10 protein-coding genes and 1 pseudogene are annotated in these 11716 nt (G+C 64.3%); 4 read left to right on the forward strand and 7 right to left on the reverse strand.

All coding sequences use genetic code 11. From position 1 onward, the window contains the following. Positions 1 to 3 precede the first annotated feature (3 nt). The 4 genes from METH_RS21340 to METH_RS21355 form a co-directional block, all read right to left on the reverse strand. Positions 4 to 1491 (reverse strand): aldehyde dehydrogenase family protein, encoded by a 1488-nt coding sequence (locus tag METH_RS21340; protein ID WP_024092372.1) that lies wholly within the window; start codon positions 1489 to 1491, stop codon positions 4 to 6. A 230-nt stretch (positions 1492 to 1721) separates the two neighbouring features. Next, on the reverse strand, positions 1722 to 3080 hold the full coding sequence (locus METH_RS21345) for an aspartate aminotransferase family protein (protein WP_024092373.1): 1359 nt from the start codon (positions 3078 to 3080) through the stop codon (positions 1722 to 1724). 11 nt (positions 3081 to 3091) lie between these two features. After that, on the reverse strand, positions 3092 to 3232 hold the full coding sequence (locus METH_RS24590; protein WP_206777824.1) for a hypothetical protein: 141 nt from the start codon (positions 3230 to 3232) through the stop codon (positions 3092 to 3094). Between the two features lie 129 nt (positions 3233 to 3361). Continuing rightward, positions 3362 to 4159, reverse strand: a complete 798-nt coding sequence (locus METH_RS21355; RefSeq protein ID WP_024092375.1) for an IclR family transcriptional regulator — start codon at positions 4157 to 4159, stop codon at positions 3362 to 3364. Positions 4160 to 4370: 211 nt separating this feature from the next. On the opposite strand from METH_RS21355, the gene METH_RS21360 reads away from it, so the two are divergent. From METH_RS21360 to METH_RS21375, 3 genes and pseudogenes are all read left to right on the forward strand, one after another. Next, on the forward strand, positions 4371 to 5648 hold the full coding sequence (locus METH_RS21360; protein ID WP_024092376.1) for an aspartate aminotransferase family protein: 1278 nt from the start codon (positions 4371 to 4373) through the stop codon (positions 5646 to 5648). Further along, positions 5645 to 6592: a homoserine kinase gene (locus tag METH_RS21365; RefSeq protein WP_024092377.1), complete on the forward strand. Its 948-nt coding sequence runs from the start codon at positions 5645 to 5647 to the stop codon at positions 6590 to 6592. The genes METH_RS21360 and METH_RS21365 overlap by 4 nt, the downstream gene beginning before the upstream one ends. Before the next feature lie 175 nt (positions 6593 to 6767). Then, positions 6768 to 7250 (forward strand): annotated as a pseudogene (locus METH_RS21375) (transposase family protein); the annotation flags it as partial. 142 nt (positions 7251 to 7392) lie between these two features. Here the strand turns inward: METH_RS21375 and METH_RS24595 are convergent. After that, positions 7393 to 8460, reverse strand: coding sequence for a hypothetical protein (locus METH_RS24595; RefSeq protein WP_024092379.1), 1068 nt, complete (start codon positions 8458 to 8460; stop codon positions 7393 to 7395). A 274-nt stretch (positions 8461 to 8734) separates the two neighbouring features. Here METH_RS24595 and METH_RS21385 point away from each other — a divergent pair, with 274 nt between their 5' ends. Next, positions 8735 to 9673, forward strand: a complete 939-nt coding sequence (locus METH_RS21385; protein ID WP_052348813.1) for a recombinase family protein — start codon at positions 8735 to 8737, stop codon at positions 9671 to 9673. 481 nt (positions 9674 to 10154) lie between these two features. Here METH_RS21385 and repC read toward each other — a convergent pair whose 3' ends face one another. Together repC and METH_RS21395 are read right to left on the reverse strand one after the other, a co-directional pair. Then, positions 10155 to 10910, reverse strand: coding sequence for a plasmid replication protein RepC (gene repC, locus METH_RS21390; RefSeq protein ID WP_024092381.1), 756 nt, complete (start codon positions 10908 to 10910; stop codon positions 10155 to 10157). After that, positions 10873 to 11580, reverse strand: coding sequence for an IS6 family transposase (locus METH_RS21395; RefSeq protein WP_024092382.1), 708 nt, complete (start codon positions 11578 to 11580; stop codon positions 10873 to 10875). The genes repC and METH_RS21395 overlap by 38 nt, the downstream gene beginning before the upstream one ends. Between the last annotated feature and the right edge of the window lie 136 nt (positions 11581 to 11716).

Raw genomic sequence — 11716 nt, forward strand, 5'->3', positions numbered from 1 at the left:
GCGTCACAGTTTCATCCAGACCGTTTTGAGGTCGGTGTATTTCTCAAAGGCGTGCATGGACTTGTCGACGCCGTTGCCGGATTGCTTCATGCCGGCCATCGGCACGGTGATGTCCGACCCGCCGTAGGTGTTGACGTGCAGCAGCCCCCCCTTGACCGCCCGGGTCACGCGATGCGCGGCCGACAGGTCCGCGGTCCAGACCGCCCCCGAAAGGCCGTAGTCGGTGCCGTTGGCCAGCGCGATCGCCTCGTCTGCGTCGGCAAAGCCGGTGACGGCCAGGACCGGGCCGAAGACCTCGTTGCGCGCAAGCGCCGCCGTGGGCGCGACACGGTCGACCACCGTCGGCGCCATGTAATAGCCGCCGCTGTCTTCGCGGATGCGCTTGCCGCCGGTCAGCACCGTGCCGCCTTCGTTGCGGGCCTTGTCGACTGCGGCGAGGTTGCCCGACAGCTGCGCCTGCGAGTGGACCGCCCCGATGTCGGTGTCCAGACTCAGCGGATCCCCGACCGTGAGGCCTTCGGCGATCTCCACCACCCGGCGAACGAATTCGTCGTGGATGCTGTTTTCGACCAGCAGGCGGGACCCTGCGATGCAGACCTGACCGGAGTTTCGGAAGATGCCGTTGGCCGCGGCCTGCGCCGCCTCTTCGAGGTCGGGCGCGTTGGCGAAAACGATGTTGGGCGACTTGCCGCCGAGTTCGAGGTAGCAGCGCTTCATGTTCGAGCGCGCGGAGTATTCCAGCAGGCGGCGTCCCGTCGCACCCGAGCCGGTAAAGGCCAGCACGTCGATGTCGGGATGCAGGCCCATCGCTTCGCCGACCACCGGACCGGCGCCGGTGACGACGTTCAGAACGCCGTCCGGTATCCCGGCCTCCTGCGCCAGTTCGGCGAGGCGCAGCAGCGACAGCGCGGCACTTTCTGCCGGTTTCAGAACCACCGAGTTCCCGGCCGCCAGCGCCGGCGCGATCTTCCACGCGCCGATCATCAGCGGGAAGTTCCACGGTACTATGGCCCCGACCACGCCGATGGCTTCGCGGTGGACCAGCGCCAGCGTCCCGTCCGGCGTGGGCGCGATCTCTCCGCCGATCTTGTCGGCGCATTCCGCGTAGAACCGGATGGTGGCGGCGGCGGACCCCGGTTCCGCCTTCAACGCCATGCCGATCTCTGTGCCGTTGTCCCGTACGCCCAGCACCGCCAGTTCAAGCGCGTGGCTTTGCACGAGGTCGGCGAAACGGTGCAGCACCGTCTTGCGCGCCATCGGCGCCATGCGCGACCAGCGCCCATCTTCGAAGGCGGCCCGGGCGGCCCGGACGGCGGCACCCGCGTCCGCGGCGGTGGCCTCGGCCAGCGTGGTCAGGGTCGCGCCGTCGATCGGGCTGACCGCATCGCGCCTGCCCCCGTCAGACGCCTGCACCCAGCGCCCCCCAATGAACAGGGCGCGGTCGGGAATGGCCGCGTCGCGCAGCGCGTCGATCTCGGGTTGGGCAGGCATGTCGTAATCCTCTCGTCCATGGGGATGCGCAACGGGCTACCGCACCCCGGTCTGTCCCCACCGCACGATCACAGGCTCCCGGTGGGGTGGCCCCCACCTGAGGGCGTCAATCGGCTCTATTATTGAATCGTTGGTTTATGTTTTGGATCGCACCCGCGGGTCAGCGTCGAGACGTCACAGCCCGGCCTGCCGGCGGAGGCCGGAGCGGCCGGACAACATCGCCTGACCTTTCACCCGGCCGCCGCGGCCAGACCGGCGTCGAGCGCCGACAGGATGGTCTGGACGTCCGTGGCGGTCAGCACCAGCGGCGGCGACAGGATGATGTTGGGGCCCGACACGCGCACCATCGCGCCGGCCTCGTAGGCGGCGCGCTGCACCCTCCCGATGGTCTCCATGTCGATCGGAGTCTTGGCGGCAGGATCCGACACCAGTTCCAGCGCGCACATCAGGCCGTGGCCGCCGCGCAGGTCGCCGATCACGTCGTACTTCGCCGCAAGCGCTTGAAGCCCCTTGAAAAGCTGCGCACCGCGCGCCGCCGCGTTGTCCTTGACCTGAAGCCGGCCGGTTTCCTTCAGGCAGGCGATGGCCGCCGCCGCGCCGACGGGATGGCCTGAGTAGGTATAGCCAGAACCGATGAAGCCCTTGCCCGACCGATCCTGTTCAAAGACCTCGGTCACGGCTTCGGCCACCATGACCGCGCCGAAGGGGAAATAGCCGTTGGTGATCGCCTTGGCGGTACACATCAGGTCGGGCTTCACGCCCCAATGGCGCGACCCGGACCACGACCCGGTGCGCCCGAAGGCGGTGATGACCTCGTCGGCGATCAGCAGGATGCCGTGGCGGTCGCAGATTTCGCGCACGCCGGGCATGAAGCTTTCATGGGGCGTGATCACGCCCCCTGCGCCCAGCACCGGCTCCATGATGAAGGCCGCGATCGTCTCGGCGCCCTGGAACCGGATCTCGTCCTCGAGCGCCGCCAGACACAGCTGCGCCAGCCGCGCCGGATCGGTCTCGTTGAAGGGGTTGCGGTAGGGATAGGGCGCCGGGATGTGGTGGCAGCCCGCCATCAGCGGCTCGTACTGGGTGCGGAAGTTGGCATTGCCATTGACCGAGGCGCCGAGGGTATGCGTGCCGTGGTAGCCCTTCTTGAGGCTGAGGAACTTCACCCGGCCCGGCTCTCCGCGGATCTTGTGATACTGCCGCGCAAGGCGCAGCGAAACCTCGACACTGTCGGAACCGCCCGAGGTGAAGAAGGCGCGGCTGAGCCCGTCGGGAGCAAAGAACTCGCGCAGCATGTAGCTGAGTTCGATCACCGCATCGTTCGAGGTGCCGCGGAAGGTCGAGTAATAGGGCAGCCGGTCCAGCTGCGCGGCAATCGCCGCCTTCACCGGAGCGCAGGAATAGCCGAGGTTGACGTTCCAGAGCCCGCCGACCGCATCGACGGTGCGGTGGCCGTCGATGTCGACGATCTGGACGCCTTCGGCCTCGGTGATGATGTCGGGCGGATTCTCGAGGCTGTCCGCCGGATGCGCCATCGGGTGCCACATGTGGCGGGCGTTGTTTTCCTTGAGGAAGTTTTCGTCTTTCATGGGGGATCCCTTCAGGCGGAAATGGCGGGCACCCGGGCAAGGGCATCGCCCGGACAGGTGAAATCATGAACGGCAAACGGCCCGCAGAATCGCAGGGTCATCGTCCGAATCGGCGGCGGCGCTGTCATGGCAAACCCCTTCCATTGGTTCATTATCTGCACCGCTTGTTCATATATCGTGCCGATTATCCGGCGGCCTGTCAATGAAAAGAGTCGGGCGCCGGCCATTCTCATGGCCGGCGCCCCTTGGATCATTCGCCTCCAGGGTGTCCCGGGAAGTGCTCAGCCGCCGCCGTCCAGAAGCCGCGCGATCCTGTCCGCATAGGCGCGGGGCTGCTGCCCGCCCAGCTCCGAGGTCATGGCCCCGGCGACGCGCAGCACGGCCCGCAGGCTGATCTGGTGCTGCTCTTCGGTCATCCGGTGCGAAGGCGTCGCGACAGAGACCGCCCCGCAGGCCATGCCCGAGCGGTCGAACAGCGGCGCGGCAAGGCCGTGGACGTCCTCTTCGTTGGTCTGGTCGGCCTCGGAATACCCCGCCTCGCGGACCTCGGCGATGCGCGCGCGGATCGCGCCGTTATCGGTCTCCGTGAACCGGGTGCGCGCGGCCTTGGGCGCCGCCAGCACCCGCTTCACCAGGGCGTCATCCGCAAAGGCCAGCGTGGCAAGACCCGAGGCCGTGCTGTGAAAGGGCAGGATTTCACCCGCGACCAGCGACACCCGGCTGCCTTTCCTGCTTTCGCAGGTCGAGATATTGGCCAGCGCCTTCCCCGAGATCAGCGAGGCATGCGCGGTCTCGCCGGTTTCGGCCGAAAGCTCCTCGAGCATCGGCTGCACGATGGACACGATCGGAAAGGCGGTCTCACGCACACGCGCCAGCCGCAGAACCCCGGCGCCAAGCCGGTAAAGACGCGAATCTGCCTGCTGTTCGACAAGGCCGGACTCGGCCATGGACCCCATCATCCGGTGGACGGCGGCCTTATCCAGACCCGACTGGCGCGCCAGTTCGGACAGGCCAAGCTCTGGCTGATCCTCGGAAAAAAACTCCAGCAATCCGAGCGCCTTTGTAACGGTCGATGACATTGTGGTTCCCCTAACCTTCGGCGGGCGGCCCGTAGCGACAATCGGGAAAAGATTGACACAAAGGCAAGCGGCCCGATAAAATCACCGCCATTGATAATATATCACCGCAGAAAAGTGGTCAATGCCCGGAACAATGCCCGCGTCCGGCGCTGTACTGCCAACCGTCATAGCCCTCCCCGGCCTTGCGCGCCTCGAAAACAGGAGACACCTGATGTCTGATCTCATCGCCCGCCGCCGCGCCCTTCTAGGACCGAACGTCTCGACCTTCTACGACGACCCCGTGCATGTCGTGAAAGGCGAAGGGGTCTGGCTTTGGGATGCCGAGGGCAACAAGTACCTCGACTGCTACAACAACGTGCCGCATGTCGGCCATTGCAACCCGCGCGTGGTCGAGGCGATCTGCGATCAGGCGCGCCGTCTGAACACGCACACCCGCTATCTGCACGAGGGCATCCTCGACTATGTCGAACGCCTGACCGCGACCTTCGACGCACCGCTCGATACCGCGATCATGACCTGCACCGGATCCGAGGCGAACGACATCGCCCTGCGCATGGCCGAGGCCATGACCGGCAAGCGCGGAATCGTGGCGACCGATGCCACCTACCACGGCAACACCACGCTGGTCTCTCATCTGTCGCGCAACAACGTGCCCGCCGTCGGCTTTGGGCTGGACCAGTACCTGCGCCACGTCGAAGCGCCCGACAGCTACCGCATCCACGACCCCGACGGGCAGCGCTTTGCTGCGCAGGTACAAGAGGCCATCGACGCGCACGAAGCCTCGGGCGCCGGGTTCGCGGCGCTGATCGTCTGCCCGCTGTTCCTGAACGAAGGCTTTCCGGCACAGGCCGAAGGCTGGCTGAAACCGGCGGCCGAGGCGGTCCGGCGCGCGGGCGGCCTGTTGATCGCCGACGAGGTGCAATCCGGCTTTGGCCGCTGCGGCAGCCACTTCTGGGCGCATCAGAAACAGGGCGTCACACCGGACGTGGTCTGCATGGGCAAGCCCATGGGCAACGGCCACCCGGTCGCCGGGCTTGTCACCACCTCGGAGATCATGGCGCGTTTCCGTCACGCCTTTCGCTATTTCAACACCTTCGGCGGCAACCCGGTGTCCTCCGCGGCGGCCATGGCGGTGCTGGAAGAGCTGGAAGCCGAGGACCTGCAAGCCAATGCCTCCCGGATCGGCAGGCTTGCTGCAGAGCGGCTGAACGCCCTCGCAGGAAAATACGAGATCATCGGAGACGTGCGGCAGTCCGGCATGGTCTTCGGCGCCGAGTTCGTCACCGACCGCGACAGCAAAACTCCGGCCAGCGCGTTCGCCGGCCGCGTAATCAATACCATGCGCCATCGCGGCATCATCCTGTCCAGGCTCGGGCGTCACGCCAACACGCTGAAGATCCGTCCGCCGATGCCCTTCGGCGAAGCCCATCTGGAACTTCTGATCGATACGCTGGACGACGTCCTCGCCGAAACGCTGGTGTCGGCATGACCGATCCCGTGACCGAGGCCCTGGCGCTCTGGGGTATGAGCGGCGCGGCCTGCGACTTCGTGGCCGGGCGCGAGAACAGGGTCTACCGAGTGCGCGGCGCGGACGGTGCCTTTGCCCTGCGCATCCGCCGGCCCGGGCTGCGGACCGGGGCCGAACTGCGTTCGGAACTGCAATGGCTGGACGCGATGGACCGCGCCGGCCTGTCGGTGCCCCGCCCCCGGCCCTCGCTGTCCGGCGCGCTCTTGGAAACTGTCGCCGGCCACGCCGTCGACATGGTCGGTTGGCTGGACGGTCGCCCCATGGGCCAAAGCCGCGGCGCGCTCGACCTTGACGACCGGGCTGGCACCTTCTTTCGGCTTGGCCGCGACATGGCGCGGCTTCACGCCGCCAGCGACGCCTTCGACCCGCCGCCGGGTTTCGCGCGCATCCGCTGGGACATCGACGGGCTGCTGGGTGAGGCGCCGCTCTGGCACCGCTTCTGGGAGAGCCCGGCGCTGGACGCGCCGACCCGCGACATGCTGGCCACCTTCCGCCGCCACGCCCGCGCCGATCTGGAACAGGCCTGCGCCGATCTGGACTTCGGGCTGATCCACGCTGATCTGGTGCGCGAGAACGTGCTGGTCGATGGCGACGCTCTGCGGCTGATCGACTTTGACGACGGCGGCTACGGGTTTCGGCTGTTCGACATCGCCACGGCGCTGATCAAGAACCGCAAAGAACCGGATTACGACAGGCTCAAGGCCGCGCTGATCCGGGGATATCGCTCGGTCCGTACGCTGGACATGGCTCGCCTCGACCTCTTCATGGCGCTGCGCGCTGTGACCTATGTAGGCTGGATCGTCCCGCGCATGGACGAAGAGGGCTCGCCCGGGCGCAACGCGTTTTTCCTGGAAGACGCCCGGTATTTCTGCTGGCACTGGCTGACCCAGCCGCATCTGACCTAATGGTGGGGATCAGATTACCTAGGTGTTTGATCCCAGGGTTTGACGGGGCGATCCCTTCGGCGGATTGCAAGGAAGCCCTAAGGGGCAAGTTCGTCACGGCGGCGCCACGCACTGTCACCCGGCAGGCGATTGCGGCGCAATCTGCCGATAGGGCACGCACGCTGTCAAAGCAGCAATACAGTGATCGCAGGCTTCGCTCGCTGAATTGAGTCGGGAGGTCGGAACCAACCCAAAGACAGTGGCAATGTGGCGCAAACGGTCGATGGTCGAGGATATCAAGACCGGCCCGAAGGAAACGCGCTCCACTGTCCTGTCCGAGGCCAAGGAAGCAATGGTCCTCGCGTTCCGCCGGCATACTCTGCTGCCGCTGGACGATTGCCTCTTTGCCCTTCAGCCGTCGATACCGCACCTGACCCGGTCAGTGCTGTACCGGTGTCTTCAGCGGCATGGCATTTCACAGCTACCGGATATCGAAGGTGACAAACCCAAGCGCCAGTGCTTCAAGCGCTACCCGATTGGGTTCTTGCACTTCGGCATTGCCCAGGTGCAGAACGCCGAGAGCAAGCGTTGCTCTTTGTGGCCATTGACCCGAACCAGCAAATTCGCGGTGGCACAACTGGTCGACAGGGCGAACCGCAAGGCGAGTTGGCGGATCGTTTAACGGGGTTCTGACCGAAACACTCAGGTCGACAGTCAAATCAGGATCTTTCAGCAGCATCGATGAACGTAGGCATCGGTGCCAAGCGCCCTTACCTTGTTGAACTGATAAGGCCTTTGCCGCTAGCTCTGATCATAACGGTCTAGTCCTTGATCCGCCACATCCTGAAGCGACCCTGCTGCGTCACTTCTCGGATCAGGCCTCTCTGTTCCATCCAGGCAAGGTTCCTTTGAACAGCCGCGCGACTTGCGCCGGTTAAGACCTCCGCCATCGGGGCCGACACCAAAGGCCACTCTGTCAACGCCGAACGAAGAGCGGCCGGAGTTCGCCCCGAAAGCTGAGACATGGCTCCTTCTGCCCGGGCTCCCCATGTTTCGGTGTCATCTAGATGACGCATCGCCGTTAAGATCGCGCTGTTCATCCCATCCAGCCAGCGGGCAAGGCGCTCTGCTGGGAGGCCAGATGTACGCAGCCCCCCTGCCCCCCCCATGGCGAGCGGTGCGAAGATGGCACCGCTTCCATCGCTGGCCGCGATCCTGGCCGCGGTGACGGCGGCTTCGAGCTGGTCGTCGTGTTGTCCGAGGCCCGCCAGGCTCCAGAGATGAAAGCCCATGCAAGCCCGCGTGATCGGGTGGAGACCGGCCGCCGCAGCCATTACGCACAGCCATCCGCCCGCGCGATCCTCGAAACGCTCGGCGCTGGCCAGGATGTTGTCGGGGTCGCGGCGATCCAGGAAGGCCGCTAAGTCGGCCTTCGGTCCGGGACCGCCTATCAGGCGCCTGACAGCCCATCCAATACGTGCCAAGGCATTTGGGTCATCTTGTGCGCCTGATAACCGCATCGATATCCAGAGTGCCAGACGATCAGAGCTCACCCGATCCCCTGCGAACCAACTTAGGTCTGCCGCCTCGATCAAAGCCAGTCTGTGCCGCCAGCCCTCCGGGCCGCGCAGCAACCGGTCGTCCAGCGCACCCAAGCGTCCAGCCACCCTTGCCAGCCGCGCAGCGTGAGCCGCCTCTGCCTTTGCCCAATCGTCGATGACCGCGGTATCACGCGGTTCCGACCGTGGCCCGGGAGGCAGATCATCCGGTTCGTCTTGGAGCGGCCCGGGTAGGAACCAGAGATCGCCTTCGTGAGCCTCCTCATCCCCCTCGGTAGTGATGAGGGGGTCGTGGGAATCATCAGGTAAAGTAGATGCTTGCGGATTCATATGTGCAAAATAAGACCATTTTGCACATTACCCAAGCGATTTTGCGGCCACTGCCCATACTCATAATATGGTAGGGGCGCGCCTGCCGACGGAACCTCTCAGATCGCGCTCAGCGCTATGAAACCAAGGGATTATGTGCCAGCAGGACGAGAGAACACTTTCTTGCATTCGTTTGCAAACGGTCGATTGATACTGACATATTAAATTGAAAATACGCACAGAGTGGGCGAATGTGCGCAAGACCGCCTGCTTTAACCCCGCCAAAGGCCCTGCCATGCCCTTTATCGGCTATGCCCGTGTCTCCACGGATGACCAGTCCACCGCCGCCCAGGCCGAGGAGCTCCGGGCGGCGGGCTGTGTCCGGGTGCATGAGGAACAGGCCTCCGGCGGCGACCGGGCACGACCGGTTCTGAACCGGCTCTATGACAGGCTTGGCCCGGGTGACACTCTGGTTGTCATCCGGCTGGACCGGCTTGCGCGCTCGCTCTCGCATCTGCTGGAGATGATCGAAGGGCTGGAGGCCAAGGGCGCCCATTTCAAGTCCTTGCGCGATCCGGTCGACACCTCCAGCCCGCAAGGGAAATTCACCCTTCAGGTTCTGGGTGCCGCTGCCGAACTGGAGCGCGCCCTGATCCGGGAGCGCACCATGGCCGGTCTGAAATCGGCGCGGGCAAAGGGCCGGATCGGCGGCAACCCCGGACTGCGCAGCAAGGACGCTGCAGCGATCCGGAAAGTGCAGGCTGCCCGCGATGAAGCCCTGTTCCGGCGGCTTGAAGACACTGCTCAGGACTGGGTGCCCGAGGTGCGGCGGCTGCGGCCGGATATGCCCTGGGAGGATGTGGCCCGCATCGTCAATGCCCGGCTTCCCGCTGACGCTGAACCCTGGTCGCGGGAACGGCTGATCCGCGCCGCTAAGCGCTATGTCCGCGAAGGTTTGCTGGAAGGCCGGGTTTTGGAGCGCGCCAGGCGCAGGGATCCGGACGACAGGCTGCTGGCGGTTGTCGCCGCAATCGCAGGCTCTGCCCCGGATATCACCCTCAAGCAGGTCGCGGACCGGCTCGAAACCATGCGTGAGCGGACCCCGCGCGGGCGGACAAAATGGTCTGTGTCTTCCGTCAAGATGCTGATGGACCGCGCCAGGGCACGGGGCCTGCTGGGGACGGCTTGTTCCGAAGAAGGCGGTTCCGAAACACCGGATGACAGCCTGCCTTAGAACAGAACCGCAGGTCCCGGCGGTCGGGCCGCCACAGACCTTGCTGATCATCCCCCGTTCCGTATCTTCTATCAAATACAGGAAATCCGGAGCCATGAAACGCCTGGGTATGGGTTGCTTTTAATTCCCAGCACCCTGCCCTGCATTGCAGTTGATCGTGCTGTTTCTCGCCGTTTGCGCAGCGCTGCGGTAAGCTTGCTAGGCCCGACTCTGTTCCTCACGACCTGCGAGGTCTCAGTTGGGCGGTCGGTTTTTAACTGGCGACTGCCGGCGAGCAGGCTTTGACGGGGCCTGAAGCTAATGAGTACAGTATTCACAGGCATCTCAACTATTTCGGTGACAGTTGCCCCGTCCCACTCGGGATTGCCAGGCTGGCATCCGGGTGGACCTTTGAAAATCAGCAGCCAAGACGAAGTCCCAGTCTTTCACGCTTGCCTGGATCAGTTGCCTAGTCAGGAGAGAGTTCACAGCTGTGAACTCTCTATGCCGCTTCCTGGCGGGCCAAAGCCATCACCATCGGTCCGCTTGAAAAATGCCCTGAAGTAGCTTTAGCGCTGAGGTGCCGCAGATACGCACTGGGACACCGGATTTCGCCAAAACGCTCAAGCATGGCAGAAATCACGACTGATGCCTCGGCAGCACCCGTGGCGCGTTTGGCTTCTTCCTGAACAGCAGATGAAATGCCCATCATCGGGCGCACGGTATCTGCAGCGCGCAAAAGATCGGGCCAGTGGCGGACAGGGCCATCGGCGTAGCCGTGGATCTCGCCGCAGGACGAGAGGATGAGGCGGAGGGAAAGGCTTGGTCCGCTGGGAGCAGGGGCCTTCGGTGACGGGGGTGGAGTTTCACGGGTGACGGATCTTCCTGCTGGGGGGTTCTCAGCATAACCGGCGTCGTCTTTCGATTCCGTATCCGATGCGTGCGCTGGCTTAACGCCCTGTTCAGATTCGTAAGAGTCTTTAATTGAGTTCTGATAGTGCTGCTCAGTTTGAGCGTCACTGCTGCCCATTTTCTCTGCCTGATCCGGTTCGAGCAGGGTGCTTGCTTCTCCAAGACTGGCGGCAAGCTGATGGTGGATTTGCTGAAGTTCCTCAAGCCCCAGCTTGCGGCGGAGAGCGCGGGCCGTGAGCTGAGCGATATCGTGGAACGGCACCGTAAAGTTAACCGGCCTGGCGCAGAATCCGGACTGGCTTTGATGTTCAGACGGCTTCGAGTTGAGCGATGCCGCGCCACGCATCCATGGCGGCGGCGCGGAGTTCGCGAAAGTCTTCGGATGTCATCTCGTGGCGCGGCAGGTGAAACAGGTTTGCAATCGCGTCATGAATGGAGACGAAGCGCTGCAATTGGCGCGGTGACTTGAAGCGCTTCATGACGCACTCGCGCCTTCGGCCCGGTTGGTGTGAGTTTTCAGCCCGGTTAATCAAGCCCTTGTGCGAGCGATGCTCAACCCCCGGCATGATCTCGCGCTTTGCTGCCGGATAAGAACGAAGTTTGTCGGTGATCAAAACCCGCGGCGGAAGGCCCTGCCGGGACAACAGCTTCCGCATCAGCCGAATGGCGGCCTGCCGGCCGCGGCGGGCTTGAACCAGCACATCCAGCACGAATCCCTCCTGATCAACGGCCCGCCAAAGCCAGTGCTTGCAGCCGCCGATCGAGATGACAACTTCATCCAGATGCCATTTGCCGCCAAATTTGCCAGCCGACCGGCGACGGATCGTTTTCGAGAATTCCCGCCCGAATTTTTCGGCCCACGCCCGCACCGTCTGATGGGATACGATGATCCCGCGCTCAGCCAGAAGGTCTTCGACCATGCGCAGGCTCAGGGGAAACCGGAAATACAGCCAGACCGCATGGGCAATCACGTCAGGCGGGAAACGGTGGCGGCGATAGAGGCGGACATCGGTCATGCAGCCATGTCGCATTTTACATGACCCACCGCATTAACTTTACGGTGCCCGCCGCGCCCAACGGCAACGGTGCATTTTAAAATGCACCGCAGCGGGCGGGAGCCCTCCCCTGCCCTTTTACTGCAGCCGCTCAGCC

The sequence above is a fragment of the Leisingera methylohalidivorans DSM 14336 genome, assembly GCF_000511355.1.
In the GTDB taxonomy this organism is placed as follows: Bacteria; Pseudomonadota; Alphaproteobacteria; order Rhodobacterales; family Rhodobacteraceae; genus Leisingera; species Leisingera methylohalidivorans.